We start from the raw sequence: 25,432 nt of genomic DNA on the forward strand, positions 1-25,432 counted from the left end.
GGTGAAACGATCGCAATATCGCCTTCTCCCGGGAGGCCATCTTCCCATCTGATACGGACTTTCGATGCATGGCTTCATCGCGCACGGGGCAGCAACGATTTTGCCGGCAATCGACCCCGAGCGACGCAGGGGCCGGGCGAGCCCGTCGAGACTTACTTCAGCTCAACGACGCCGTCAGCAATGTCGGGCACTGCCGGAATGATTCCGCTTTTGGCGTACCACTCAGCGACGGCGTTGATCTGCTTTACGGCCGATTGCGAAACGGCTGTCGTCGGCACCGCATTGTTTTCGCCGATCTTCGCCCCGAGTTCTGCCGGTACAATCATTTCCTTCGCCCAGATCGCCCCGGCCTCCGGCTTGTTGGCAACTGCCCAGGCGTTTTCCGCTTTGATGACATCGAAGACGAGCTGCAGCTGATCGGCCTTGTCCTTGGCGAATTCGCGGCTCGCGACAAGAACGACAGCGTTGTCGGACCTGATGGCGGCGCCATCGGCGATGACCGTGCCGTCATAGGCCTTTTCCGCGATGGTCAGGAACGGATCCCAGGTCGCCCAGGCGTCGACATGGCCCTGGGCGAAGCTCGGGCCGCTGTCGCTGGGACTTAGGTAGACTCGCTCGACGCTTGCAGGATCGATGCCGTTCGTCTCCAGACCGCGCATCAGCAGATACTCTCCCGTCCCCCCGCGGTTCACGGCCACCTTCTTGCCCGCGAGGTCCCTGATGGTGGCGATGCCGGAACCCTTCGTCGCCACGATACCCTCAGAGCCTGACGCCATCTTCTGATAGGCAAAGATCACCAGCGGGATCCTGGCCGAGAGGGCTGCGATCGCCGAGGTCGAACTGCCGGCGGTGATATCGATGCTGCCGGCGTTGAGCGCTTCGAAAGCAGGTGCCGCCGCCGGGAAGGGACCCGCCCACTCGACCTTGATGCCTTTTTCGGACAGCGCCTTTTCCAGCGTGCCCCGCGACTTGGCGAGCGTGATGTCGTTGGGTCCCCGCAACCAGCCGATCCGCACCACCGGATCGGCTGCCTGCACAGAGGGGGCGAACACGGCTGCGGCAGCGACGAGGGTGACAGCGGCAAGGAGAATACGCTTGGTGATCATGGCTTAGTCCGATCTGCTATTTGGGTACGGAAGTCAGTCTTGCGTGGGAAGGACGCCGAGCTCCTCCAGAAGCGCCGCTTCGATACGGCCTGTTCTGGGGTCGTCGCGGCGGCGGGGGCGGTCGATATCGACCTTGATTTCGAGCACGAAACGTCCCTGGTCGAGCACCAGGATACGGTCGGCAAGGGCGACGGCTTCCCAGACATCATGGGTGACGAGCAGCACGGCCGGGCAATGCTTGCGCCACAACGCGAGGACGAGCTCATGCATTCGCAACCGGGTCAGCGCGTCGAGGGAGGCAAACGGTTCGTCCAGCAGCAGCAGTTGAGGTTCGCGGACCAGCGCCCGCGCAAGCGCCGATCGTTGCGCCTCGCCGCCCGAGAGCGTCAGCGGCCAGGCATCGAGCCGGTGCGACAGGCCGACTTCCTCCAGTGCCTGGGTCGCCAGCGCTCGCGCATCCGGGTGGAGCAGACCGAGCGCGACGTTGTCGATGACGCTTTTCCACGGCAGCAGGCGCGGTTCCTGGAAAACCACTGAACGGCGGGTGGTCAGCTGAAGCTTTTCGGCTGGAGAGGTATCGAGCCCTGCCAGAATGCGCAGCAGCGTGGTTTTTCCGGAACCACTGCGGCCGAGCAGGGCGACGAATTCGCCGGGCGCCATGGCGAGGTCGATGCCGTCGAGAACGGCCGCGCCGCCAAACGAGCGGGTGAGTTGCCTGATGTCGACGAGGGGGATCAACCGAACACCACCGGACGCCAGCGCAGCGCATAAGCCTCGATCATGCGTACGAGACCATCGGTCAGCAGGCCTAAGATGGCGTAGACTAGAAGGCAGACGACGATGACATCTGTCTGCATAAAGTCGCGGGCATAGGAAATCGTGTATCCGATACCACTGGAGGCATTGATCTGTTCGCCGACGACGAGGCTGAGCCAGGCGACGCTGAGGCCGTATCGGACGCCCACGAGCAGCGAGGGCAGGGCGCCAGGAATGACGATATGGCGAATGATGCTTGTCGTGCCGAGGTCCATCATCTGCCCCGCCTCGATCAGCTTCCTGTCAATGCCGCGAATGCCGCCATAAAGGGTGAGATAGATCGGAAAGATGGCGCCGAAGGCGACGAGCCCGATCTTCGGCATCTCGCCGATTCCGAACCAGAGGATGAACAGCGGCAGAAGACCCAGGAACGGCATGGCCTTCAGCATCTGGATCGGTGGGTCGATGATCGTTTCTCCAAGACGCGACAGACCGGAGATCAGCGCCAGAACAATCCCGGCGACGAGCGCTATCGAAAAGCCGGCAAGCACCCGCAGGGACGATACGATCAGACCGCTGATCAGTTCGCCGGACGCGATGAGGCGTCCGGCCGTTGCGATGATGTTGCTCGGTCCGGCAAGAATGCGCGGCGACAGCAGTCCCGTCATGCTGGCGATCTGCCAGATGACGAGGAGGGCAACCGGCGAGGCCAGTCGCGACGCGAATTGCGTCATGCGTCCGGCCCTCGCAGGCCCCGCGATTCCCAAGCTCATGCCGGCCACCACCTGTGGAAGTGGTGGACCGGGCCATGCCCGCCGCCGATAGAAAGAGCTTTTCCGGCAATCAAAGCGTCCTGAAGATATGTTTTTGCAGCGCCAACGGTCTGATGCAACGACAGGCCGCGGGCGAGGCCGGCGGTGATGGCCGCCGCAAGCGTGCAGCCGGTGCCATGGTCGTTTTTCGTATCGACACGGGGAGAAGAAAACTCCGTCACGCCTGACGTATCGAACAAGAGATCGATGCTGTCGGGGCCGCACCCGTGACCGCCCTTGATCAGCACGGCACGGGCGCCGGCGTTCAGGATCATCTCTGCCTGCCGGACCATATCCGATCGGGTTTGCGCAACAGGCATGCCGGTCAGCAGTGCTGCTTCCGGCAGGTTCGGCGTCACGATCGTCGCTCTTGGCACGAGGCTGGCGATGAGGGCCGAGATCGCATCCTCGCGCAGCAGCCGATCGCCCGAGGTGGCGACCATGACGGGATCGAGGACGACGGGACCGTTATAGTGTGTCAGCCCCCCGGCAACCGCGTGGATTGTTTCGCAGCGGGACACCATGCCGATCTTGATCGCATGCACCGTGATATCTGCAAGCACTGCGCGCATCTGCTCTCGGATCATCGTCGCCGAGATGTCTTCGACGGCGCTCACGCCCCGCGTGTTCTGGGCGGTCACGGCGGTGATTACGCTGGTCGCGAACACACCGTGTGCGGAAAATGTCTTGATATCGGCCTGAATGCCGGCACCTCCGCCACTGTCGGAGCCGGCGATTGTCATGGCAACGGATGTCATCGTTTCACCTCGCTCAGAGCATCATCCACCCGGCGCCGAAAACTGCGGCAGGCGTCTGCAGGGTCCGGTGCGCGGAAGATTGCCGAAATGACCGCGACACCGTCGGCCCCCGCGTCGATGACGCTCCGCACCTGCTCCAGCCCGATGCCCGCGATCGCGCCGACCGGGAGGGTCGGATTCAGTTTTCGCAACCGTTCGCGCAGATCCCGAAAACCGTCGAGGCCGACCGGTGGATCGGGGTTCTGTTTCGACAAGGTCTCGAATACCCCGCCGATACAGGCATAGCTCGCCTGCGCCCGGCCGGCGCGTTCCGCATCGGCACGTGTTTTGACGGTGAGGCCGATGATGGCGTCGGGGCCGAGCAGTTGGCGTGCGATCGCGGCATCCATGTCGTCAGCGCCCAGATGCACGCCGTCGGCGCCTGCAGCGAGCGCCACATCGACGCGGTCGTTGATCACAAGCGGCACGCCGGTGCCTTCGAGGGCGGCCTTGATGCCGCTGGCCATGGCGATCATCTGCCGAGTGGAGCCGGTCTTGTCGCGGTACTGGATCAGCGTCGCGCCGTTTCTCGCGGCCTTTGCTGCAAGATCCGCAAGGTCGCCGACATCGGTGAGACCAGCATCGACGATCGGGTTCAGTCGGTAATCAAATCTCATGGTCGATCCCTCCGTGCAGGCTGAGCTCTTCGGCCGTGAGCGCTGACAGCGCATCCAGGAAAGCAACGGCGAAACTGCCGGGGCCGCGCGCGTGCTCGGCGGCCTGTTCGGCTGCAACACCGGTCGTCGCCAAGGCCGCAGCGGCCGCAGCCAGTGCATCCGGTTCGATGGCAAGAAAGGCAGCGATGATGCCGCCTGAAAGGCACCCGGTCCCGGTGACATCCGCCATCCATCTATGGCCGTTGCGGACAGTGACGGTGCGTGTGCCATCGGTCAGCCGGTCGTGAGCACCGGTCTCGATTGTCAGTTTTTCGCCTATGTCTCCGAACAGCGCCATCTCTGCGCTATTGCCGCGAAGGGCCGTCGGCCCGCGGGCGATCAATGTCTTTGCAAACTCAAGCCGGACCGGGGAATAATCGCTATGCACGGGATCGAGGATCCATGGTTTCCCCTGATCAATTGCAACATCGACGGCCAGGTCGATGACCTTGCGACGGTCTGCATCCAGTGTACCGAGATTGACGACGAGGACATCCGCTTTCGAGACGAAACCGACGATTTCATCCGGGGAGGAGGTCATCGACGGAATGGCGCCGATCGCGGTGAGACCATCGGCGACGAATTTCTGCACCACCGTGTTCATCAGACAATGGACGCGTGGGCGCCGGGCCCGCACACGTGCCAGAAGATCGCCGGCCTGTTGCGGCGTCGGGTAATTGTTCATTGTCATCACCGGATTTCGATCGCCACGTCTTCGACCGGCGGCGCCTGCGGAATGAGGCCGCTCGCTGCCATGAACTCACCGAAACGCTGGTATCTGCCGCGATCAAGCGCTGCAGGCCGTTTGGCGAAACGTGGCAGCGTATCGGTGAACGCCTGCCGATTGAGCTGGTCGTCGAGGTTGGGATAGGCCTTGATGAACAGCTTCCAGGCATTGTCCGGGTGATTGGTCAGGAAGATCGCAGCCTTCTCGACGGATTCGAGAAAGCGGGGGAGGCGGGGATCTGTCGCAAGCGCGTCGCGCGTCACGAAGATCAGCTCGTCATAAACAGGGACGCCGTGTTCTTCCGGAAAGAAGGAACGACCCTCGTGCCCTTCGATCCGCATCTGCGTCATTTCGAAGTTTCTAAAACCGCCAAGCGTGGCATCGACCTTGCCGCCGATCAGCGACGGCGAGAGGGCGAAATTGACGTTGATCAGTTGGACCTCGGTAAGTGCAACGCCTTCGCCTTCGAGCATGCGCTTCAACATCGCATCTTCGAAACCCGTCACCGAAAAACCGACCTTCTTGCCGCGCAGATCCTTGAGGCTCTTGATCGGGCCATCCGCGAGAACCGTTACCGTGTTCAAGGGCGTTTCGACGAGCGTGCCGAACCGCTTGAGCGGCAGGCCGGCTGCACGATCGAGATACAGGTTCGGCTGGTAGTGGATGCCGATATCGGCCTGGCCGGCGGCAACGAGGCGAGGCACCGTCGACGGGTCGGCGGGAGGCACCAGCTCGACATCGAGGCCGGCGGCTTTGAAATAGCCGTTTTCGGCGGCAATCACGAGCGGCGCATGGTCCGGGTTCACAAACCATTCAAGCATGATGGTGAGCTTTTCTGCGGCATGCGTTGCGGATGCATTCATGCTGGCGGATATGGCAATGGCAAAGGCCAGAAACATGCGTTTCATGGGTGGTTGTCTCTCCTCACGATGATAACTGTGTCTGTGGTTCGGTCTCGATTGCCCAATGGGGGTGTCCCTTTACGAGACGGTCGAAACCCAGGCGCAGCGCGACGCTGGTCAGGGCCAGGATGGTCATGGCTGCGAAAACGGTGTCGGTCTGCATGCGGGCGTTCGCCTGAACCATGACGAAGCCGAGCCCGGCTGAAGCCCCGACCCATTCGCCGATCACGGCACCCAGCGGCGCGAGCGGCACGGCGACGCGCAGACCGGACACGAGCGCCGGCAGCGCAATCGGTGTTCTGAGCCTCACAAGGATCTGCCAGGGCGTCGCTCTTGTCAGCGCGGCGGCTTCCAGAATCGCTGGTTCCGTCCGCCTCAGGCCATCTGCAAAGGCGGAGGCGACCGGGAAGAAGATGACGAGCGTCGTCATCATCACTTTCGACGCCATGCCGAAACCGAGCCAGAGCACCAGGATGGGTGCCAGCACGAAGACCGGAAAGGTCTGCAGGATAAGGATGATCGGCCAGGCAAGCCTGCCGGCCCGCGGGAATGCCACAACGAGAAACGCAACCGCCGCACCGAAAATGCTGCCTGCGATGAGACCTGCAAGGATTTCGCTCAGGGTGACGAGCGTGTGGTGGGCGAGGAAGCCGCTCTGACCCACCAATGCCTGCACCACCGCGAGTGGTGACGGCAAAAGATAGCGCGGCGGTGAAAAAACCTGAACGGCAAGCTGCCAGCTTACCAGTAGCAGAAAAAGCCCGAGGGCTGCGAACCGGGACTGCATGTCAGCGACGCGGGTTCAAACCGTCGAACCGCATTCGTCCTATTCGGGGATTTCTCGAGAGCGTAAGCATGGCTGATCTCCTGACCTTGACATCATGGAGATCCAGGCGAGCGGAGAATAAGAAAGAGGTGCGGTATTGCGCCGTTTCCGTTCCTACGCCGGTATGACCCGGATCAGGTTCAAGGGTCCGGCTCACCGCCATCTCAGCACCGTTCGATGCTCCCCTCGGAATGACGCCAAGGTTGGACAAAGAAACGGCCTTTGTCAATCGCTTGCGATCGCTGTCCGGCAGAGCCTGCGCGGCGAGCTGACAAAAATTTTATTCTATGTCATCCGCCTCACGGAAACCCGGGGCCCGTCCGCTGGTTATGTCTTCGCAACTTAGGAGGAGCAACCATGACCGATAGAGAACAGGAACAGCGCGAACGGGCCTACAGACTGTGGGAGGAAGAAGGCCGTCCTGAAGGGTCCCATGACGATCACTGGAAGCGTTCCGAGCATCCAGCCGACATGTCGGATCAGGAAAGCGACGATGTGACCAAGGTCAACCAGCAGGCTGATGCCGCGTTTGGTGGAGAGAACGATGCAGCGGTCGACGATGCCGCCACAATCCGGCCTCCGTCGTCAGTCGCGCCGGACTGACGTCGACCAGAGGCAGTCTGGATAGGTATCAGACCTGCCCTGCATGAAAGGGCTTGGCACAACACCTCGAAATATCGGCTGCCGATAGTTCGGCCGTCGACACACGTCAGCCGTCGCGAACACCGTTCGTCCGGTCCACTTTATGCGTCGTCGGGGGATCGAGAACCTGACCGAAACACACGACGGCCACCCGTTTTCCCGTGGCTTTCGCCAGATACATATAGTCGTCAGCGCGTTTGACATAGGTTTGCGGCGTGTCTTCGGCCTTTAGGAACGTAACGCCGACCGCGGCACCCGTGAATGTCACCTGGCCATCGATGGGGATCGGCTTGAACACCCTTTCCATCGTTTCCTGAATATGCGTCTGCATATCGCCCGCAAACTTGCGATCCATGTCGAGAAGAATAGCAAACTCGTCTCCTCCGACCCTGGCGATGAAATCCGTCGCTCGGAAACTTTCGCGAAGTCTCGCCGAGATCGTTCGCAGGACTTCGTCGCCTGCGGAATGCCCCAGACTGTCGTTGACAATCTTGAAGCCGTTGAGATCGATGTAGGCGATGGCGAGCTTTCTGTCATTGAGCAGGTTGCGGGCAACCTCTCCGGCAACAACCTCATCGAAACAGGCTCGGTTTGGGAGACCTGACAGGGCATCGGTCTGCGCGGAGGTTTTCAGAGCGCTTTCGATAGCGCGCTGCTGCCTGACGCGGGCAGACACATCGACAATGACCTCCACATCGAATGAAACGCCATCGACGATCGTGCGCTGCGCGGAAATCAGGGTTGGGATGATCGTACCATCCGAATGCGCAATTTCAACATCTTCGAGCTCGTAGGCGCCGTCCTCGCGCAACAGCCGGTGCCGTCTGTCGCGGGCGGGATTGTCGATCGCGGCACCCTCGGAAATCAGCTTCTTTCCGTTGATCTCGTCCCATTTCAGGCCGGTGAGCTTCAGATAGGCATCGTTGACTTTGACGTAGCTCGAAGTTTTCGTGTCGCTCGTCGTGATGGCCATGGCAATGGGCGCGGACTCAAACATCCTCATCAGCATCGAGATCAAGTGTTGCGTCGGCAGGACATCAGCCTGGTCCGGATCATGCCAGACATGAGGAGCCTTCACGGATACTTTCCCGTCCAGCGGGACCTCCGTGGGCACGATCTCGGTGATGGTGCCGTACCATTTCACGATCTTGCCGGTCGCATCGCGATGAGGCTTTGCCCGACTGACCATCCATCGCCAGCTGTCGTCGTGCAGACGCATGCGAAACCTGGTTTCGAATGGGTCGCCGGATGGCAGCCATCCAAGCCATTCCCGCCGAACCCGCAAACTGTCGTCCGGATGCATCCGACCGTACCAGTCCGCGATCCGGTCACGCATCCTGGACATCGTCGGGTCTGGCGTTGGCCCCATGAAATTGACAATGCCTTCGGCATCGCTCGACCAGGGAATGTTCGGGCTGAGTTCGATCGACCATCGTGCGTGGTCTTCCGTCTCGGTCAGCGCCTTTTCCATCGACTTGTGACCGGTAACATCGATCGCCGTGACCGAAATGCCGACCGGCTCGCCCGCGTCGTCATCGACCCGCTGGTTCACCACGAGGAGAATGTTCTCACTTCCGGGCGGACGATATTCGTCCACAATCAAAGGCTCGCCCGCAAGGACTCGCTGAAGATCTTTGGTGACCCGGCGCGCCTCTCGTGCCGGCATGAAACTGTGAACGGTGAGCCCGATCATCTGCTCGGGCGTTAATCCCAGCATTGCAGCGAACCGATTGTTTACACTGACATGGCGCAAGTCTGAATCGAGAAAGCAGAGACCGACCGGTGCCGCCTCATAGAGCGTTTCCAGTTGATGGACCCGCTGGAACAGCGAGCCGGTTCCGCGGCGTTCCGTGAGTGGCTTCTGCTTGCTGACAGCGAGATGCCGTTCTGTCGCATCACCGTCGACAGGTCTGCCAAACAGCCACCCCTGTCCAACGTCGCAACCAAGACGCTTCAGCATTTCTGCTTGTTCTTCGGTTTCAACGCCTTCGGCAACAACCGTCATGCCAAGGCTTTGCCCCAGCCCAATGACCGAGGCGACGATTTTCCGGCTGCCGCTGTCATGCTGCATGGAGCGCACGAAGCTTGTGTCGATCTTCAGTTTGTCGAAGGGGAACGCGTGAAGCCGCGTCAGGCTGGCAAAGCCGGTCCCGAAGTCGTCGAGGGAGATGCCCATGCCGGCAGACTTGAGCGATGCAATGTTTTCCCGGACGACTGTATCGTCATCGAGCAGTGCGCTTTCCGTCATTTCGATATGGATCCGGTTCATCGGAAACCCGGTTTCCGAGATTATCGAAGCCAGAAAGTGGAAGAGGTCTGGGTCCTGAAACTGCGTCGGCGACAGGTTGATCGCGAGGACAAAGTCTCCCCTCCAGCTTGCAGCTTTGCGACAGGCATCCTGGACGATCTTTTGCGTCAAAGCGCCAATCAGATTGCTGGTTTCTGCGAACGGAATGAAATCTGAAGGTGCGATGGCACCTGCTTCGGAATCGGTCCAACGCGCAAGAACCTCAAAGCCGATGATCGCACCGCTCTGCAGATCGACAAGCGGCTGAAATGCCGGCCAGATCGCATCGGTTGAGAGGGTGTCGGAAAGTCGTCGCTTCGACAAGATGCTGTCTTTGGCGGACGCGGGTCCTTTCGTCGAAACCTGCTGTGCAGATTTCCGATTTGCCGGACCGATTTGTCGACCAGAGATCATGGCACTTTCCACACTTGCGGAAAAGCAATGTCAGAGACCGCTTAAGAATAGATTAGCATGGCTTAATTTAAGAACCGATGCGTATCTGTCGGCACCTACGTTGGTTCGATGGCCGCCATGAGCTATGACCCCGCTCGTGAGACTACAGGAGCGCGCTGCGGATCTTGCTGATGGCGACGTCGGGATCCGAGCCATAGGGAATGAGCCCCTTCAACCGGCCATCCGCACCGATCAGGAACAGATCCATCGTGTGGCTCATGGAATAGCCGCCACTCTTGTTCGGCTTCTTTTCCGCGAATGCGCGCCATCCGGCGACCACCCGCCGGATCTCTTCAGGCGTTCCGGTCACCCCCGTGATCCGGTCCGAAAAGGCGGTGACATAGCCGTTCATGATGTCAGGGGTGTCTCGCTCCGGGTCGACCGTGAACAGGTAGCTTTTGATCGGCAGGCCATCTTCACCCAGTTCCTTGAGGTATCCAGCAACTTCATAAAGCGTCGTCGGGCAGGCTTCCGGGCAATGCGTGTAGCCGAAATAGACCAGTGACGGGTTGCCCTTGAAGATCGACTGATCGACCGCTTCTCCCCGATCGTTGATCAGGGAGAATGCGGTATTGAATGTGGTGTTTCTTGGCTCATCCTTGAACGTGAAGAAGAGGATTCCGACGAGGACAGTGATGAAGATTGCCGAGATCGTTGTGGCAACCAGCATGAACGGGTTCTTCGTCATCAGTTGTGACCCTCATGAGCGGCGTGAGGCCTTTGCGCACCGGCAAACGGTCCGACGGCAAAATCGACCTCGATCGGCCCGGCCTTTTCAAAGATGAGCGTGACCGCCAGCGTCTCGCCCTCCTTGAAAGGTCTAGAGACATTCGTGAACATGAGATGATAGCCACCGGGTTCCAGCTTGACGGTAGACTTGGCCGGCACGGGGATGCCCTTGTCCAGTTCCCGCATTTCCATCACGGCGCCGGTCATCTTCATCTCGTGGATCTGGACTTCTTCGGCACGATCCGACTTTGCTCCGACAAGCAGATCGGCCGCGCCGGCGTTGTTGATCGTCAGGTAACCCCCTCCGACCTTTGCTACCGGCAGCATGGCGCGGGAATAGGCGGATTCGATCGTGATATTGCCGGTCCCGTGTGCATGCATGTGCTGGGAAGATGCGGTGCCAGGCAGCATTAATGCCACGGCCGCTAGAAGAAATTTCGCTCGGATTGTCGACATGGGTACTCGCCTTTGACGTAGCAGAATTGGTTTTCTTTCTGATCAGCTACGAAGAGGGGGCCCTCTGGCCGAGGTGCCGGTCAGCAGGACGAAGCGAGGAGGGCTTTCGTCGGTTCCGGAATGGGCGTGAACGATCTCGCGCAGGATCGGCGCACCCAACGTATCTGTCGGCAGTGGCAGTATTGATGCCGTCACATGCCGGCAGGCGTCGCAGGAGATCTTGCTTTCACCTTTATGGTGATGCGTTTTCCCGGCTTCCGAGGGAAGGCAAAGATCAGGCAGACTTCCGTCCGGGAGGATGTAGGACGCAATCGCGATGGTCTCGATCGAGCGCGCATTGGCGGTCGGATGGGAATTGGCAAATCCGAGCAACAGAAACGCAAGGCTGCAGAGAATGCGCAACCCTACCTGTCTAATCTGCCCAAAACGCCGGATCATCTCGCCTATCAGCTTATCATGCAGCCCAAGGTCATAATGAGTTACGGCAACCCATGCAATGAGTTGCAACCACGAGGACATTGTGACGCAGATGAGCCGCGCGGGCAGACGACCCGCCCGATCACGTGCAGCGCTGAATTGGCGTCAGAGGCTCACGCCGCTTTCCCGGTCGAAGACGTAGACAAGGTTTTTGTCGATGCCGGCGCGAAACTGCGTTCCGTGTCGCACGGGATGGTCTCCATCGACGATGGCGGTCATCTGCTGGCCGGCAAATTCAAACAGCACATGCGTCTGGGCGCCCGTCGGTTCGACGAGCAGCGTTTCTCCACCGATATTGTCGCCGCCGGCCGTCAGGTGTTCGGGGCGGAGCCCGAGCTTGACGCTCTGGCCGTGTCGCACCTTGCGCAGCGGTGAAATGTCGATTGCGGATCCTTCTGCCAGACGAACGACCGGCCTGTCGTTTTCGCCGTCGATCGTGCCGTCGAGAAGGTTCATCGCGGGTGAGCCGATGAAGCCCGCGACGAAGAGGTTGGCGGGTGTCCGGTAGAGCTCCATCGGCGTGCCGACCTGCTCGATGCGGCCGGAATTGAGGACCACGATCCGGTCGGCAAGGGTCATCGCTTCGATCTGGTCATGCGTCACATAGATGGACGTCGTCCCGACCTTCTGGTGCAGCGCCTTGATCTCGGTGCGCATCTGCACGCGCAGTTTGGCGTCGAGATTGGACAAGGGTTCGTCGAACAGAAAAACGGCTGGATCGCGCACGATTGCCCGTCCCATCGCGACGCGCTGCCGTTGCCCGCCGGAAAGCTGGCTGGGCTTGCGGTCCAGAAGATCTTCGAGCGCCAGCATGCGGGCTGCTTCTCCTACGCGGGTGGCGATGTCAGGCTTGGTGACACCGGCAAGCTTGAGGTTGAAGCCCATGTTCTCGCCGACCGTCATGTGCGGGTAGAGTGCGTAGGACTGGAACACCATGGCAATGTTGCGTTCCCGCGGCGTCATGGCATTGACCACCGTGCCGCCGATCGTGACTTCGCCGTCGCTGATGTCTTCAAGCCCCGCGATCATGCGCAGCAGCGTCGACTTTCCGCAGCCCGACGGCCCGACCAGGGCGATGAATTCGCCGTCATCGACCGACAGCGAGATATCGTGCACCACTTGAAGCGCGCCGTAGCTCTTGCGAACGTTTGTAAGGCCAACCGATGCCATGATGCTAATCCCTCATTTCAAGACTTTACGGCGCCGGCGGTGAGGCCTGCGATGATGTGTTTCTGGGCCAGGAAGAAGACGATGATCGTCGGCAGGATGGTGAGCGTGATAAACGCAAGCACCAGCTGCCAATCGGTGCCGAACTCACCGCGATAGACCATGATACCGAGAGGCCACGGATATTTGCTTTCGGTATTCAGCATGATCAGCGGCAGGATGTAGCTGTTCCAGCTGCTGACGAAGGTGACGATACCGACCGTAGCCACGATCGGTCGCGACAGCGGCAGCGATATGTACCAGAAGAAGCGGATATAGCCGCAGCCATCAACAAACGCCGCCTGGAACAGCTCTTCCGGCAGATTGCGGAAATAGTTGCGGAACAGGAGAATGCTCATACCGAGCCCGAACGCGACTTGCGGCAGGATCACGCCCCAGTACGAATCGAGCAGGCCAAGATCGCGAATGCGGATGAACAACGGGAGAATTGCCGTTGCTGCCGGAAACATCAGCCCGATCAGAAAGTAGTTCAGCAGCTGGTTTGAGCCGAAGAAACGGATATGCGCAAAACAGAAAGCCGCCATCGACGAGACGACGAGTGTCAGGAACACGGTAACGCAGGCGATGATCAGCGAGTTCATCATCTGGCGCCAGTAGCGCTCTCCAAACAGGATATCGACATAGTTGGACCAGACCCATTCGCTGGGCAGTCCGAACGGATTGAGCCGGAGGTCGCCGAGCGTCTTGAAGCCGCCTAATGCCGTGGTCACAAGCGGGACGAGCACGATGGCAGCGACCAGCGACAGCGAAACATAGACATAAAGGCGCGTTGCTGTGGACACGCGGACTGTGGACGATGTGTCAGTCATTTCGCATGAATATCCTTTTGTAACCGAAGGCGATCGTTACACAAATGACGAACAGGACGACGCCGACGGCGCTTCCCAATCCGACCTGCATGCGCGTGACGCCGTAGGTGTAGAGAAAGGTGACCATGGTCTGCGTCGAGTTCGACGGACCGCCGCCGGTCAGCGGCATGATCAGGTCGAACAGTTGCAGCGATCCGATGATGGCAAAGAAGACGGACAGGCGCACGGTCGATCCGAGCAGTGGCAAGGTGACGTAGCGGAATTTCTGCCAGCCGGTCGCACCGTCGATCTCGGCCGCTTCCATGACGCTCTTGTCGATCGACTGGAGGCCGGCGATGAACAGCATCATGTGAAAGCCGAAATATTTCCAGATGACGACGGCCAGCACCGCGTAGATCGCAAGATCCCTGTCAGCTAGAACATACGGTGTCGCGACGCCGAGAAAGCCGGCGATTGCGGCGAACAATCCATAGTCACCGTCATAGACGAAGCGCCAGATGAGACCGGCGGCCACGTCGGCCAGAACATAAGGTAGAAAGAAGATCAGCCGGAATGCGACGACGCCTCTGATCTTCTTGCCGAGCATCACCGCCAGCCAGATTGCCAGCGGCACCTGCAGCAGCAGGGACACGACGATGATCAGGCCATTGTTGATCAAAGCGGTCGAAAAGGCGGCGTTGTTGAACAGCACCTCGAAATTGCGAACGCCCACAAATTCGGTCGGCGTGCCGTAGCCGTTCCAGCGATAGAAACTGTACCACGCGGCTTCGCCCATGGGCAGGATCACAAAGAGCGTGAACAGAAGCAGGGCAGGCGGCAGGAAGATGATCAGCGCCGGCAATCGGCCACGCGCGGTCGGGCTTTTGTAGCGGACCTTTTCCGGCACACCCATGACGGAGGCGCCGCTGATCTTCGCGGTCATGTTGTTCATCCGGTCTATCCTTGTCGCACCAATTCAGAAGTGCCGTTGCCGGTGACGGCGCTGCCGCCACCGGCTTGTCGGCTTACTCCAGTTCGGTCGCGTCCTGGATTGCCTGCGCTCCCTCTTCGGCGGTCATCTGCCCGGCGAGAATTTCGACCGAGACATCATTGACGACGCGGCCAACCGATGGACCGAGATCCTGGTCGAAGAAGTTCTGGTGCCAGGTGGATGCGGCGAGCTGGTCGGCAGATTCCCGCATCAGCGGGTTTTTCAAGCCTTCCTCGGCATCGACAGCCGCAGGAATGATCATCCCTTCGGAGGCCATCTGCCGCTCCATCTCCTGACTGGTCAGAAAGCGGAGGAAATCGACAGCCGCCGGCGAAGCGTTCTTGCTGACGCCCCAGCCGTTCAGCCCGCCCAGCGTATCGGTGGCTTTGCCGGCGCCGCCTTCGACAATCGGGAACCCGAAGCGGCCGATGTTGTCGGCAGCAAGCCCCTTGCCGTCGCCGGCATTCTTGCGCTGGTTTGGCTCGGTATTTTCAAAGCCGAGAAGCATTGCAGCCCGTCCATCGCCGAACGCACCGAGCGTCTGCGGCCAGTTGGCGCCGAGATAGCCATTCTGGAAAGGCTGAAGCTTCCCGAGCTCTGCCAGTTGCTCGCCGGCCTTGATCACCGCAGGGTGCATGAAGCCTTCGCCTTCCTTATTCTTGGCGGCTTCGAACACCGCTTCGCCGCCATTGCGCATGACGAGGAAGCTCCAGTAGAAATGCAGCGGCCACTTATCGCCACCGCCACCTGCGATCGGTGCAATGCCGGCACCTTTCAACGTCTTGACCGCTCCCAGGAAATCGTCCCAGGTCTTGATGTCTTCGGCCTTGACGCCTGCCTTGGCGAACAACTCCTTGTTGTAGAAGAAGCTGACGGTCCCCATGCGGTAAGGGACGGCATAGATCTTGTCATCGAATGTCAGGCCGGCGACGGCGGCTGGCTTGTAGGTCTTGGCCCATTCGCCGCCGTTTGCGTTCATGGCCTCCGTCAGGTCCATCAGGGCGCCCGTCTGGGACTGCTGACGAAGAACGCCGCCACCCCAGCTGTAGAAGAAGTCAGGCGCCGCGTCGGACTGCAGAAGCGTCGGCAACTTGGCCTTGAACGCTTCGTTTTCGAGAAACTGCAGCTGGATATCGACATCCGGATGCTGCGTTTCATAGTTCTTGGCGATGTCTTCCCACGTCTTGATATAGGCGGGTACGGTTTCGACGTGCATCCACTTCACGACCGTCTGTGCAGCAGTTGCCGTATGGGTCCCGAACAGCGTCGAAAGTGCAGTGGCTGCGGCGAGCGCAGTGATCCGAACGCCCGTATAGGACGTTGCCTTGTGGTGATAGGTCATTCTTCCTCCTCCAAAGGGAAACAACCATCCTCAATTTTTCCCTTATGCGGATTAATTCAAACGACATTTGCATCATTGTCAACCACACTCGCTGAAGTTTTGCTCACATTGGCTTGACAAGAGGCAGTTCGTCGACGCTATTTAATTCGCGATCCGACATAAATATCGGAATCAAACGTCATAGCGATACGGGCATCCGGCTTTCCATGAAGACTGCAGATCCAGAATTGATGCGGGCGATCAATCGTTTCACGGTGCTGGACAAGATCCGCAGGCGCGGCCCGATTTCCCGGGTCGAGATCAGCGAACGTTCGCAGCTGTCGACCACGACCGTTTCGGCTATCACCGCATCGCTGCTCGATGACGGGCTGATCCTGACAAGGCACGAGGGCGATATCCGCAATACGGCGGCACGTGGCAGGCCGCGTGTGATGCTGGAGCTGAACCCGGATGCGGCACGCGTCGTCGGCGCAAAGATCGCCACCAACCGCCTCGTCTTTGCTCTCACGAATTTCTGCGGCGAGGTTCTGTCGCAGCTCACCATTCCGGTCCGCGTTGACAGGTTGCCGATCGCCGTCATCAGCGATCTGGTCGAAGACGGCGTGCGCCGGTGCATCGTCGATGCCGGGATTTCGCTGAGCGACATCGACACAGTGTGCCTGGGCCTGCCGGGTGTTGTCGAACATCGCACCGGAAAGGTGCGCTCCAGCCCGATCTTTCGCGAGACGGATATCAATTTTGCCGAGGAGATGACGAGCCGGCTTGGCCTTCCGACCATCGTCGAAAGCGATGCGCACGCGATCGCCTTGTCGCATCACTGGTTCGGTCAGGCCCGGGATCTCGACGATTTCGTCATCGTCTCGCTGGAGCAGACATTAGGCCTTGCCCTTCTTCACAACGGCCAGGTTTTCCGTGGCGCTGGCGGTCTCAGTCATAACCTCGGCGATCTGGTGCTCGGGGCGACATGCGAGGAGACTCTGCGGCTTTCAGCGGTCGCGGGCGAGACAGCCATTTTCGGCGAGCAGCAAATGGTCGGTCACTTTGCCGAAGCCGTGCGGCTTGGGCGCGGCATGGCGCATGCGCAGGCGCTGATCGCCTCCGAGAACAATCCCTTGTCGGGCGCCGCCGTAAGGGCCGGCGAAGCGGTCGGCTTGGCGATTGCCAACATCGTCACACTGTTCGGTCCGCCCCGCGTCATCATCGTCGGCTCGACGCTGGGGCTCGGCGCCGTGTTTACCGACAGCCTGCAGCAATCCTATTCCCGCGCGATCCCGAGCTCGATCAGCGAAGTCGCCGAACTGGTTTTCGACCAGTCGACCGACGAGGCGTGGGCGCAGGGCGCGGCGGTCGTCGCGTTGCGCGAGCTTTACGAGTCGCCCTGGGGAACGACAGGTCCCGCTTCGAGCCTCTAGCGCAGGCGAACCACATATTTGCAACTTTGGGAGGAGACTATGCAAAAACTCGGCATCGGCATCATCGGATGCGGCAACATATCGTCAGCCTATCTGAAAGCGATGGCGTCTTTCCCGGTCCTCGACATCCGCGGCATCGCCGACCTCAATCACGGTCTGGCGGAGCAGCGCGCCGGCGAGTTCAACCTTTCGGCCCGCAGCATCGATGAGTTGCTCGACGATCCGGAGATCCAGCTGATTGTCAACCTCACCGTGCCCAAGGCGCATGTGGAGGTTGGTCTTCGCGCCCTTGCGCATGGCAAGCATACCTATTCCGAAAAGCCTCTCGGGATTACCTTTGCGGAAGGCAAGAAGCTGGCGGAGACCGCGAAAACGACTGGTCTTCGGATCGGCGCGGCACCCGATACCTTTCTTGGTGGTTCGCATCAGACAGCTCGGTCGATCATCGATACGGGCGTGCTGGGAACGCCGGTTGGCGGAACCGCCACCTTCATGTGCCCCGGCCACGAACGTTGGCATCCAAACCCGGATTTCTACTATGAGGCCGGCGGCGGCCCGATGCTCGATATGGGGCCTTACTACATCACCGACCTCGTCAACCTTCTGGGTCCGGTTGCCAAAGTCGCGGGCTTTGCGGTCACTCCGCGCAACGAGCGCACGATCACCAGCGAACCTCGCAACGGCCAGAAGATCCCGGTGCATATTCCCACGCATGTTTCGAGCGTCATGGCGTTTGAAAACGGAGCCGTGGTGCAGATCAGCATGAGCTTCGACGTCGCGGGTCACAAGCATGTGCCGCTCGAGGTCTACGGTACCGAGGGAACGCTGATTGTCCCCGATCCGAACCACTTCGTCGGCGACATTCAGCTGCTGAAGAAAGGCGGCAGCTTCGAGCTGCAGCCGACGACGGAACCCTATGCGGATGGCAATTACCGGTCGCTCGGCGTTGCGGACATGGCTCATGCCATCCTGTCCGACCGCCCGCATCGGGCAAGCGGCGACCTGGCTCTGCATGTCCTTGAGGTCATGGAAGCCTTCGGCACCGCGGCGGACAAGGGGCAGACCGTTGACATCACTACCAAGCCCGAGCGGCCGGCACCGCTTTCGCAATCCTTGATAGACGGGCAGATCGCCCGCTGACACCACACTGGAGGAGACTGATATGCGCGAAGCTTTGATCGTATGGGGTGGCTGGAGCGGGCATGAACCGCAGGAATGCGCTCATGTCATAAGGGACATTCTTCAGGAAGATGGTTTCAAGGTCTATCTTGAAAACACGACGGAAGCATTTGCAGATCCTTCCATTCACGACCTGTCCCTGATCGTCCCGATCATGACCATGTCGAAGATCGAGAAGGAGGAGGCAAAGAACCTCGCGTCCGCCGTGGAAAACGGTGTCGGCATCGCCGGCTACCATGGCGGCGCCGGTGACGCGTTTCGCGAATGCGTGGAATACCAGTTCATCATTGGCGGCCAGTGGGTGGCCCATCCCGGCAACATCATCGACTACACCGTCAATGTGACCCGCCCGGACGACGAGTTGATGCAGGGGATCGGCGATTTCGCTTATACGTCCGAGCAGTATTACATGCATGTCGACCCCTCGAACGAGGTGCTGGCGACGACAACGTTCAACGGCGAACACGCGTCCTGGATCGACGGCGTTGTCATGCCTGTCGTCTGGAAGCGCAATTACGGCAAAGGTCGCGTCTTCTATTCGTCGCTTGGCCATGTGGCGAAGGAATTCGACGTGCCGCAGATGAAGACGATCTTCAGACGTGGTGCAAACTGGGCGGCGCGCTGATGGTTGCCTGACGCTCAGTCCACCCGATCTCCGACAAGCATGGCTCGGCTCTCATGAAAATCTCCGCGATAAAGCCCTATGTCACCAAACTCGGTGTCCGCAACCAACTGCTTCTCAAGGTGGAAACGGAGGAGGGGATTTATGGTTGGGGCGAGTCGGGCCTGTCATATCGAGAGAAGGCGGTTCTCGGGGCGATCGACCACTACAGCCGGTTTCTGATCGGCCGGGATCCGATGCAGTGCGGCGCCCTGTGGCAGGAGATGTATCGAAGCCAGTATTTTGAGGGCGGCCGGGTGCTGACGGCAGCGATCTCTGCCCTCGATATCGCCTTTCACGACATCAAGGGCAAGGCGCTCGGCGTGCCCGTCTACCAACTCCTCGGAGGCCGGCAGCGTGAGCTAGTGCCGGCCTTCGCGACAACCTCTGCCGAACCGGGACCTGACATGGTCGAGCAGGCGCTGCTCCTGAAGGCCCGGGGATGGCGGTGCATCCGGATGATCGCCACCGGCCAGGAAAACAGCGATCGTTTCGAACCACGCGAGTCGATCGCGACGACAGCCGAATGGGTCACCCGCGTGCGCGAGGCCGTGGGCCATGAGATAACGCTCGGCGTCGAGTACCATCATCGCCTCAGCGTCGCCGAGGCCGCCTCGTTTTGTCAAAAGCTGCCGCGGGGCACTCTGGATTTCATCGAGGAACCGATCCGCGACGAGACGCCCGGTGCCTACGAAGCACTGCGCAGAATGACGGAGATACCGTTTGCTATCGGCGAGGAGTTTTCGTCGAAATGGCAATTCCTTCCCTATGTCGAACGTGACCTCCTGCAGTTCTGCCGCATCGACATCTGCAATGTCGGCGGTTTCACCGAAGCGATGAAGATTGCCGGTTGGTGCGAGGCGCATTACGTCGACCTCATGCCGCATGCGCCGCTTGGCGCCGTATGCACGGCGGCCTCCGTCCACCTTGCCGCAGCCGTCGCCAACTTCGCTTGGCTGGAATGCCGCAACTCACCGACAGAGCAGCTGGGTTTCGGTGACCCCGCAACCTACCCGAAACAGATCGGGATGGACGGAGCCTTTTACCGCGCGCCGGACGAGCCGGGTCTCGGTGTCGAGGTCAATGAATCGCTTCTACAGGCGTCGAGCTTCGAATACAGCGAGCCGCCGCACCTGCGCCGCGATGACGGCTCTTTCACCAACTGGTGAGAGCGGGGCCAACCGTGTTCGTATCGTGGGTGAACGCGGATGCGCGTCCTTGCTTGATCCGCCGTGCCTAATCTCAACGGAACAAAATCCGGCTCCGCGGGTTGTCCTCCGCGCATTCGAAAGTGAATGCAGAACTTGGAGGAACACCATGAAAAAACTTAGCTTTGGCCTCGCTGCAGTCCTTCTTTCGGCATCCGCCGTTCTGGCTCAGACAGAGCCTAAGACGACCGAGACGACACCAGCGGTGAGCACCTCCGGCGAAACCAATCCGGCCGCACCGGTTGCTGGCAAGAACAGCTTCACAGAGGCGCAGGCAAAATCGAGAATCGAAGAAGCCGGTTACGCGGAAGTCTCCGGTCTCAAGCTGGACGACCAGGGCATCTGGCGCGCCATGGGTACCAAGGACGGCAAGCACGGCAACGTGGCGCTGGACTTCCAGGGCAATGTGGTGATGGCGAAGTAATCCTGATCGTCCCAACAACAATAACGAACACGAAGAGGAAATTCCCATGCGTACAATTACTGGACTTTACGACAGCTACGATGACGCCCGCGCCGCGGTGAAGGCTCTCGAAGACGCTGGCGTGTCATCCGACGACATCAGCATCGTGTCGCACAAGAACGGCAAAGAAGATATCGAAGGCCAGGGCAGCAACGCTGCTGAAGGCGCGGGCACAGGCGCTGGCATCGGTGCCGTCGCTGGTGGCGCCGGCGGTCTTCTGGCCGGTCTCGGAATGCTCGCAATTCCAGGCGTTGGCCCGGTTGTAGCAGCTGGCTGGCTTGCAGCAACGGCAGCCGGTGCTGTCGCTGGCGCAGTGGCCGGTGGCGCAGCAGGCGGTATCGTCGGTGCAATGATCGAATCCGGTGTGTCGGAGAAGGACGCCCACCTTTATGCCGAAGGCGTACGCCGCGGCGGTTCGCTGGTCGTCGCCAAGGTCGATGACGACAAGGCAGTGGCTTCTGAAGCGATCCTGACCCGTTCGCGTTCTGTCGATCTCAACGAGCGTCGCACAGCATACACCAATGATGGCTGGTCGCAGTTCGACGACAAGGCTGATCCTTACACACAGGACCAGATCGACGCCGAGCGCGGTCGCTACCGCACCAACACTCCGATCTGATCCATATTCTGAAAGGGCGGTCTTCATGGCCGCCCTTTCTTTATGCCGGGCAATTGCCGGCGACTGCGCAAGGCGGCATCGATCTGTCAACTTGTGCTTTGTCAAAACCAACACGCAGCACCGCAAATTTAGGCTGGGCCGCGAACTCGATAGTCGCACTCGGGTACAATTCGCGTGAAAATAGCCAGCTACAACGTCAACGGCATCAACGGGCGGATCGATATCCTCCTCCAGTGGCTGGAGGAATCGCAGCCTGATGTCGTGTGTCTGCAGGAGCTCAAAGCGCCTGATCAAAAGTTTCCAATCAAAGCCATTGAAGCAGCCGGTTACGGCGCCGTGTGGCACGGGCAGAAATCCTGGAATGGCGTGGCGATTCTAGCGCGCGGCGAAGAGCCGCTGCTGACTCGAAAGGGCCTCCCTGGCGATCCTGACGATGTCCAAAGCCGATATATCGAAGCCCTTGTGAACGGTATCCTCGTCGGCAACGTCTATCTTCCGAATGGTAATCCTTCACCCGGCCCGAAATTCGATTACAAGCTCGCGTGGCTTTCGCGACTGCAGGACTATGCCGCCGAGCTGATAGAATTAGACGTTCCGGTCGTCATCGCGGGTGATTACAACATCATACCGACCGAACTCGACGTCTATAAGCCTGAGCGATGGACAGATGATGCGTTGTTCCGGGCCGAAGTTCGCGATGAATTCAGGGAGCTTCTCGCGCAGGGCTGGACGGATGCCATTCGCAGGTTACATGCCGACGAGCGCATCTACACCTTCTGGGACTACATCCGGAATGCGTATGGGCGAAACGCAGGACTTCGCCTCGACCATTTCCTGTTGAGCCCAGGTCTCGCAGACGACCTCTCGCGAGCCGAGGTCGACACGCATGTTCGGGGCTGGGCCCACACGAGCGACCATGCACCTGTATGGATAGAGTTGTTAGACGATCTTAAAAAAGGAGCTGAGTGATGGAAGGCCATTGGACAAACGAACTTCGCCAGAAGGTTGAGGCACTCGTCGACGAATACGTTGCAGCTGGAGCATCCCAGAGCGATGTGCTCGATGTCATAGCAAAGACAGGGGTCGATCTGCGGCTTCCGAAAACCGATGAGCCTGATCGCGCCAGCGACAAGGCTGTTGTCGAGGAACCCGCCAACGATTGGCCGGCTGCGACGTAACGCTGCGGCGAGGGGCGTGACGATCACGACGCCGCGGACTACCATGACCGCCCGGCATGGCGGTTATGGCTCACATATGGGAAGGGAACAGAAACATGACAAAGTGGATCGTTTTCACTGGCGGCACCGGAAAAGCCGGCAAGCATGCGGTATCGTATCTTCTCGCGAAGGGATACTCGGTCCTGAATGTCGATCTGAAACCGCTCGATATGCCCGGCGTGAATACGCTGATCACGGATATCACCGACAGCGGCCAGGTCTTCAATGCGTTGACGACGCATTTCGGGTTCTCCGGCTTCGAAGACGGCGCACCGCCATCGGCACCCGATGCGGTCGTCCATTTCGCAGCGGTTCCACGCGTGCTGATCGAGCCTGATAACAAAACATTCGAAGCCAATGTCATGGGCACCTATAACGTGCTGGAAGCCGCCATGAAGCTCGGCGTACGCAAAGTCGTGATTGCTTCAAGCGAGACGACCTACGGCGTCTGCTTTGCCGAAGGTGACAAGAATTTCCACGCGTTTCCGCTGGAAGAAGATTACGACAGCGATCCGATGGACAGCTACGGATTGTCGAAAGTCGTCAACGAAAAAACCGCTCGCGCCTTTGCCATGCGCTACGGAGCCGACGTCTATGCTCTGCGCATCGGAAACGTGATCGAGCCTGACGAATACGACAATTTCGCAGATTTCCTTGAACAGCCGATGTCGCGAAAACGCAATGCGTGGAGCTACATCGACGCGCGCGACCTTGGTCAGATCGTCCATCTCTGCCTGGAGAAAGGCGGGCTTGGCTATCAGGTCTTCAACGCAGTCAACGACACGATCACCGCCGAGCTGCCAACCGCCGAATTCCTCGCCAAATATTGTCCGGATACGCCGGTCTGGCGCGAGATGGGTCGGGATGAAGCGCCGCTCTCGAACCGCAAGGCCCGCGAAGTTTTAGGCTTCCGCGAAGAGCATCCCTGGCGGCGATATATGCTTCGCTGAGCTGCCAGATTGTCCGCTTCCGCGAGGGCGGGGGAACTTGAAATGGATGCGGAAGTCAGCCTATCGGAGGGGCTGGCGTCATCTCCGGCAAGCGGTTAGCAATAGTTCTAGACGAAGCCGCAGCTTCATCTTTGATCGCGAAGGCATAAGGCGCGCCGCTGTCGCATCAGCCTTAGCTGGGGCACGGGGACGAGGGGATGGGAGACGACAACGCATGCTGCAGATAATCGAACAGCTGGAACAACGCAGGGCTGAGGCGCGTCTCGGAGGGGGCCAAAGACGGATCGACGCCCAGCACGCGAAGGGCAAGCTGACGGCGCGCGAGCGGCTAGAGGTCCTGCTGGACGAGGGCTCCTTCGAGGAGTTCGACATGTATGTCACCCATCGCTGCACGGATTTCGGCATGGAGACACAGAAGGTGGCCGGCGACGGTGTCGTGACCGGCTGGGGCACCATCAACGGGCGCCAGGTCTATGTCTTCAGCCAGGATTTCACAGTGCTCGGCGGGTCTCTGTCCGAAACCCATGCCCAGAAGATCTGCAAGATCATGGATATGGCGGTGAAGGTCGGGGCGCCCGTCATAGGCCTCAACGATTCCGGCGGGGCTCGCATTCAGGAAGGTGTTGCGTCCTTGGGCGGCTATGCGGAGGTGTTTCGACGCAATGCCGAGGTTTCCGGCGTCATCCCGCAGATCTCGGTGATCATGGGACCATGCGCCGGCGGCGCCGTCTATTCGCCTGCCATGACCGACTTCATCTTCATGGTGCGTGACACGTCCTATATGTTCGTGACGGGCCCGGACGTGGTGAAGACCGTGACGAACGAGATTGTGAGCGCCGAAGAACTGGGGGGCGCCACGACCCATACCCAGAAATCCTCGGTCGCGGATGCCGCATTCGAAAACGACGTGGAAGCGCTGGAAGCGGTCAGACAGCTGTTCGACTTTCTGCCTCTCAACAATCGCCAGAAGCCACCGGTTCGACCCGTTCATGACGATCCGTCGCGGTTGGAGATGCGCCTGGACACACTGATCCCGGATAGCGCGGCCAAGCCCTACGACATGAAGGAGCTTATCACCGCACTTGCCGATGAAGGCGACTTCTTCGAGATCCAGGAAGCCTTTGCGAAAAACATCATCACCGGTTTCATTCGCATGGAAGGCCAGACGATCGGCATCGTTGCCAACCAGCCGATGGTGCTGGCCGGCTGCCTCGATATCAACTCGTCGCGCAAGGCAGCGCGGTTCGTGCGGTTCTGCGATGCGTTTTCCATTCCGCTGCTGACGCTGGTCGATGTGCCGGGCTTCCTTCCGGGCACGGCGCAGGAATATGGCGGCGTCATCAAGCACGGCGCAAAGCTGCTGTTTGCCTATTCGCAGGCCACCGTGCCGATGGTGACGCTGATAACCCGCAAGGCATATGGGGGCGCGTATGACGTGATGGCGTCCAAGCATATCGGCGCCGATATCAACTATGCCTGGCCGACGGCTGAAATCGCCGTTATGGGCGCTAAAGGTGCGACCGAGATCCTGTATAGGTCGGAGCTTGACGATCCGGACAAGATCGCAGCCCGCACCCGGGAATACGAGGAGCGGTTCGCCAACCCGTTTATCGCGGCAGAGCGTGGCTTTATCGACGATGTGATCATGCCGCATTCGTCGCGCCGTCGTATCGCAAGGGCATTTGCCTCGTTGCGCGACAAGCAGGTGCAGACCCATTGGAAAAAGCACGACACAATCCCGCTGTGAGG

General features: G+C 60.0%; 27 protein-coding genes and 1 riboswitch. Of the genes, 11 read left to right on the plus strand and 16 right to left on the minus strand.

Features of this window, described 5'->3' with window-relative positions; translation table 11 throughout:
* Window positions 1-152: 152 nt before the first annotated feature.
* From ACQY1J_RS01175 to ACQY1J_RS01210, 8 genes are read right to left on the minus strand one after another with little or no spacing between them, the layout of a single operon-like run.
* Entirely contained in the window at window positions 153-1,106 is a 954-nt protein-coding gene (locus tag ACQY1J_RS01175; protein ID WP_430249782.1) for an aliphatic sulfonate ABC transporter substrate-binding protein, read from the minus strand.
* A 33-nt stretch (window positions 1,107-1,139) separates the two neighbouring features.
* Entirely contained in the window at window positions 1,140-1,844 is a 705-nt protein-coding gene (locus tag ACQY1J_RS01180) for an ABC transporter ATP-binding protein (RefSeq protein WP_092663110.1), read from the minus strand.
* Window positions 1,841-2,635 (minus strand): ABC transporter permease subunit, encoded by a 795-nt coding sequence (locus ACQY1J_RS01185; protein WP_430249783.1) that lies wholly within the window; start codon window positions 2,633-2,635, stop codon window positions 1,841-1,843. The genes ACQY1J_RS01180 and ACQY1J_RS01185 overlap by 4 nt, the downstream gene beginning before the upstream one ends.
* Window positions 2,632-3,432: a bifunctional hydroxymethylpyrimidine kinase/phosphomethylpyrimidine kinase gene (gene thiD / locus ACQY1J_RS01190; RefSeq protein WP_430249784.1), complete on the minus strand. Its 801-nt coding sequence runs from the start codon at window positions 3,430-3,432 to the stop codon at window positions 2,632-2,634. Before thiD ends, ACQY1J_RS01185 begins: the two co-directional genes overlap by 4 nt.
* Window positions 3,429-4,088: a thiamine phosphate synthase gene (gene thiE, locus ACQY1J_RS01195; protein WP_325264867.1), complete on the minus strand. Its 660-nt coding sequence runs from the start codon at window positions 4,086-4,088 to the stop codon at window positions 3,429-3,431. The genes thiD and thiE overlap by 4 nt, the downstream gene beginning before the upstream one ends.
* Complete coding sequence (locus tag ACQY1J_RS01200; protein ID WP_430249785.1) at window positions 4,078-4,818, minus strand: hydroxyethylthiazole kinase; 741 nt, start codon at window positions 4,816-4,818, stop codon at window positions 4,078-4,080. The genes thiE and ACQY1J_RS01200 overlap by 11 nt, the downstream gene beginning before the upstream one ends.
* A complete protein-coding gene (locus tag ACQY1J_RS01205) occupies window positions 4,818-5,762 on the minus strand; it encodes an ABC transporter substrate-binding protein (RefSeq protein WP_430249786.1) in 945 nt (314 codons plus the stop codon). The genes ACQY1J_RS01200 and ACQY1J_RS01205 overlap by 1 nt, the downstream gene beginning before the upstream one ends.
* 16 nt (window positions 5,763-5,778) lie before the next feature.
* Entirely contained in the window at window positions 5,779-6,543 is a 765-nt protein-coding gene (locus ACQY1J_RS01210; protein ID WP_430249787.1) for an ABC transporter permease, read from the minus strand.
* Between the two features lie 133 nt (window positions 6,544-6,676).
* A riboswitch (TPP riboswitch) is annotated at window positions 6,677-6,779 on the minus strand.
* 160 nt (window positions 6,780-6,939) lie between these two features.
* Between ACQY1J_RS01210 and ACQY1J_RS01215 the strand changes: the two genes are divergently transcribed.
* Window positions 6,940-7,185 (plus strand): DUF2934 domain-containing protein, encoded by a 246-nt coding sequence (locus ACQY1J_RS01215; protein ID WP_113111486.1) that lies wholly within the window; start codon window positions 6,940-6,942, stop codon window positions 7,183-7,185.
* 106 nt (window positions 7,186-7,291) lie between these two features.
* Here ACQY1J_RS01215 and ACQY1J_RS01220 read toward each other — a convergent pair whose 3' ends face one another.
* From ACQY1J_RS01220 to ACQY1J_RS01255, 8 genes are all read right to left on the minus strand, one after another.
* Window positions 7,292-9,835 carry an EAL domain-containing protein gene (locus ACQY1J_RS01220; RefSeq protein ID WP_430249788.1) on the minus strand — a complete coding sequence of 848 codons (2,544 nt, stop codon included), beginning with the start codon at window positions 9,833-9,835 and terminating at the stop codon, window positions 7,292-7,294.
* A gap of 232 nt (window positions 9,836-10,067) precedes the next feature.
* Window positions 10,068-10,652, minus strand: a complete 585-nt coding sequence (locus ACQY1J_RS01225; RefSeq protein ID WP_244508843.1) for an SCO family protein — start codon at window positions 10,650-10,652, stop codon at window positions 10,068-10,070.
* Window positions 10,652-11,149 (minus strand): copper chaperone PCu(A)C, encoded by a 498-nt coding sequence (locus tag ACQY1J_RS01230; protein ID WP_430249789.1) that lies wholly within the window; start codon window positions 11,147-11,149, stop codon window positions 10,652-10,654. Before ACQY1J_RS01230 ends, ACQY1J_RS01225 begins: the two co-directional genes overlap by 1 nt.
* Window positions 11,150-11,191: 42 nt before the next feature.
* Complete coding sequence (locus ACQY1J_RS01235) at window positions 11,192-11,656, minus strand: hypothetical protein (RefSeq protein ID WP_430249791.1); 465 nt, start codon at window positions 11,654-11,656, stop codon at window positions 11,192-11,194.
* A 75-nt stretch (window positions 11,657-11,731) separates the two neighbouring features.
* Entirely contained in the window at window positions 11,732-12,796 is a 1,065-nt protein-coding gene (locus ACQY1J_RS01240) for an ABC transporter ATP-binding protein (RefSeq protein ID WP_430249793.1), read from the minus strand.
* A 17-nt stretch (window positions 12,797-12,813) separates the two neighbouring features.
* Window positions 12,814-13,662, minus strand: a complete 849-nt coding sequence (locus tag ACQY1J_RS01245; RefSeq protein WP_062459629.1) for a carbohydrate ABC transporter permease — start codon at window positions 13,660-13,662, stop codon at window positions 12,814-12,816.
* Window positions 13,655-14,554, minus strand: a complete 900-nt coding sequence (locus tag ACQY1J_RS01250; RefSeq protein ID WP_092663466.1) for a carbohydrate ABC transporter permease — start codon at window positions 14,552-14,554, stop codon at window positions 13,655-13,657. The genes ACQY1J_RS01245 and ACQY1J_RS01250 overlap by 8 nt, the downstream gene beginning before the upstream one ends.
* 112 nt (window positions 14,555-14,666) lie before the next feature.
* Entirely contained in the window at window positions 14,667-15,974 is a 1,308-nt protein-coding gene (locus tag ACQY1J_RS01255; RefSeq protein ID WP_430249795.1) for an ABC transporter substrate-binding protein, read from the minus strand.
* Between the two features lie 206 nt (window positions 15,975-16,180).
* Between ACQY1J_RS01255 and ACQY1J_RS01260 the strand changes: the two genes are divergently transcribed.
* From ACQY1J_RS01260 to ACQY1J_RS01305, 10 genes are all read left to right on the plus strand, one after another.
* Window positions 16,181-17,386: an ROK family transcriptional regulator gene (locus tag ACQY1J_RS01260; RefSeq protein WP_092663085.1), complete on the plus strand. Its 1,206-nt coding sequence runs from the start codon at window positions 16,181-16,183 to the stop codon at window positions 17,384-17,386.
* A gap of 39 nt (window positions 17,387-17,425) precedes the next feature.
* Window positions 17,426-18,526, plus strand: a complete 1,101-nt coding sequence (locus tag ACQY1J_RS01265; RefSeq protein WP_430249796.1) for a Gfo/Idh/MocA family protein — start codon at window positions 17,426-17,428, stop codon at window positions 18,524-18,526.
* A 22-nt stretch (window positions 18,527-18,548) separates the two neighbouring features.
* Window positions 18,549-19,190 carry a ThuA domain-containing protein gene (locus tag ACQY1J_RS01270; RefSeq protein WP_430249798.1) on the plus strand — a complete coding sequence of 214 codons (642 nt, stop codon included), beginning with the start codon at window positions 18,549-18,551 and terminating at the stop codon, window positions 19,188-19,190.
* Between the two features lie 53 nt (window positions 19,191-19,243).
* Window positions 19,244-20,395 (plus strand): mandelate racemase/muconate lactonizing enzyme family protein, encoded by a 1,152-nt coding sequence (locus tag ACQY1J_RS01275; RefSeq protein WP_430249800.1) that lies wholly within the window; start codon window positions 19,244-19,246, stop codon window positions 20,393-20,395.
* A gap of 148 nt (window positions 20,396-20,543) precedes the next feature.
* Window positions 20,544-20,858 (plus strand): hypothetical protein, encoded by a 315-nt coding sequence (locus ACQY1J_RS01280; protein ID WP_062459650.1) that lies wholly within the window; start codon window positions 20,544-20,546, stop codon window positions 20,856-20,858.
* Window positions 20,859-20,904: 46 nt separating this feature from the next.
* On the plus strand, window positions 20,905-21,516 hold the full coding sequence (locus tag ACQY1J_RS01285) for a general stress protein (RefSeq protein WP_062459654.1): 612 nt from the start codon (window positions 20,905-20,907) through the stop codon (window positions 21,514-21,516).
* 174 nt (window positions 21,517-21,690) lie between these two features.
* Window positions 21,691-22,485 carry an exodeoxyribonuclease III gene (gene xth / locus ACQY1J_RS01290; protein WP_062578035.1) on the plus strand — a complete coding sequence of 265 codons (795 nt, stop codon included), beginning with the start codon at window positions 21,691-21,693 and terminating at the stop codon, window positions 22,483-22,485.
* Complete coding sequence (locus ACQY1J_RS01295; protein WP_092663073.1) at window positions 22,485-22,694, plus strand: hypothetical protein; 210 nt, start codon at window positions 22,485-22,487, stop codon at window positions 22,692-22,694. Before xth ends, ACQY1J_RS01295 begins: the two co-directional genes overlap by 1 nt.
* Window positions 22,695-22,789: 95 nt before the next feature.
* Window positions 22,790-23,683: an NAD-dependent epimerase/dehydratase family protein gene (locus ACQY1J_RS01300; protein WP_430249801.1), complete on the plus strand. Its 894-nt coding sequence runs from the start codon at window positions 22,790-22,792 to the stop codon at window positions 23,681-23,683.
* Between the two features lie 214 nt (window positions 23,684-23,897).
* Window positions 23,898-25,430 carry an acyl-CoA carboxylase subunit beta gene (locus tag ACQY1J_RS01305; protein ID WP_430249803.1) on the plus strand — a complete coding sequence of 511 codons (1,533 nt, stop codon included), beginning with the start codon at window positions 23,898-23,900 and terminating at the stop codon, window positions 25,428-25,430.
* The last annotated feature ends 2 nt before the right edge of the window (window positions 25,431-25,432 follow it).

The sequence above is a fragment of the Neorhizobium sp. DAR64860/K0K1 genome, assembly GCF_050500205.1.
Lineage (GTDB): Bacteria > Pseudomonadota > Alphaproteobacteria > Rhizobiales > Rhizobiaceae > Neorhizobium > Neorhizobium soli.

Excerpts from the sequence above, each read along its gene's own strand:
- ACQY1J_RS01175 (WP_430249782.1), bottom strand. The coding sequence starts at position 1,106 with ATGATCACCAAGCGTATTCTCCTTGCCGCTGTCACCCTCGTCGCTGCC.
- ACQY1J_RS01185 (WP_430249783.1), bottom strand. The coding sequence starts at position 2,635 with ATGAGCTTGGGAATCGCGGGGCCTGCGAGGGCCGGACGCATGACGCAA.
- thiD (WP_430249784.1), bottom strand. The coding sequence starts at position 3,432 with ATGACATCCGTTGCCATGACAATCGCCGGCTCCGACAGTGGCGGAGGT.
- thiE (WP_325264867.1), bottom strand. The coding sequence starts at position 4,088 with ATGAGATTTGATTACCGACTGAACCCGATCGTCGATGCTGGTCTCACC.
- ACQY1J_RS01200 (WP_430249785.1), bottom strand. The coding sequence starts at position 4,818 with ATGACAATGAACAATTACCCGACGCCGCAACAGGCCGGCGATCTTCTG.
- ACQY1J_RS01205 (WP_430249786.1), bottom strand. The coding sequence starts at position 5,762 with ATGAAACGCATGTTTCTGGCCTTTGCCATTGCCATATCCGCCAGCATG.
- ACQY1J_RS01210 (WP_430249787.1), bottom strand. The coding sequence starts at position 6,543 with ATGCAGTCCCGGTTCGCAGCCCTCGGGCTTTTTCTGCTACTGGTAAGC.
- ACQY1J_RS01215 (WP_113111486.1), top strand. The coding sequence starts at position 6,940 with ATGACCGATAGAGAACAGGAACAGCGCGAACGGGCCTACAGACTGTGG.
- ACQY1J_RS01225 (WP_244508843.1), bottom strand. The coding sequence starts at position 10,652 with ATGACGAAGAACCCGTTCATGCTGGTTGCCACAACGATCTCGGCAATC.
- ACQY1J_RS01230 (WP_430249789.1), bottom strand. The coding sequence starts at position 11,149 with ATGTCGACAATCCGAGCGAAATTTCTTCTAGCGGCCGTGGCATTAATG.
- ACQY1J_RS01240 (WP_430249793.1), bottom strand. The coding sequence starts at position 12,796 with ATGGCATCGGTTGGCCTTACAAACGTTCGCAAGAGCTACGGCGCGCTT.
- ACQY1J_RS01245 (WP_062459629.1), bottom strand. The coding sequence starts at position 13,662 with ATGACTGACACATCGTCCACAGTCCGCGTGTCCACAGCAACGCGCCTT.
- ACQY1J_RS01250 (WP_092663466.1), bottom strand. The coding sequence starts at position 14,554 with ATGGGTGTGCCGGAAAAGGTCCGCTACAAAAGCCCGACCGCGCGTGGC.
- ACQY1J_RS01255 (WP_430249795.1), bottom strand. The coding sequence starts at position 15,974 with ATGACCTATCACCACAAGGCAACGTCCTATACGGGCGTTCGGATCACT.
- ACQY1J_RS01260 (WP_092663085.1), top strand. The coding sequence starts at position 16,181 with ATGAAGACTGCAGATCCAGAATTGATGCGGGCGATCAATCGTTTCACG.
- ACQY1J_RS01265 (WP_430249796.1), top strand. The coding sequence starts at position 17,426 with ATGCAAAAACTCGGCATCGGCATCATCGGATGCGGCAACATATCGTCA.
- ACQY1J_RS01270 (WP_430249798.1), top strand. The coding sequence starts at position 18,549 with ATGCGCGAAGCTTTGATCGTATGGGGTGGCTGGAGCGGGCATGAACCG.
- ACQY1J_RS01275 (WP_430249800.1), top strand. The coding sequence starts at position 19,244 with ATGAAAATCTCCGCGATAAAGCCCTATGTCACCAAACTCGGTGTCCGC.
- ACQY1J_RS01280 (WP_062459650.1), top strand. The coding sequence starts at position 20,544 with ATGAAAAAACTTAGCTTTGGCCTCGCTGCAGTCCTTCTTTCGGCATCC.
- ACQY1J_RS01285 (WP_062459654.1), top strand. The coding sequence starts at position 20,905 with ATGCGTACAATTACTGGACTTTACGACAGCTACGATGACGCCCGCGCC.
- ACQY1J_RS01295 (WP_092663073.1), top strand. The coding sequence starts at position 22,485 with ATGGAAGGCCATTGGACAAACGAACTTCGCCAGAAGGTTGAGGCACTC.
- ACQY1J_RS01300 (WP_430249801.1), top strand. The coding sequence starts at position 22,790 with ATGACAAAGTGGATCGTTTTCACTGGCGGCACCGGAAAAGCCGGCAAG.
- ACQY1J_RS01305 (WP_430249803.1), top strand. The coding sequence starts at position 23,898 with ATGCTGCAGATAATCGAACAGCTGGAACAACGCAGGGCTGAGGCGCGT.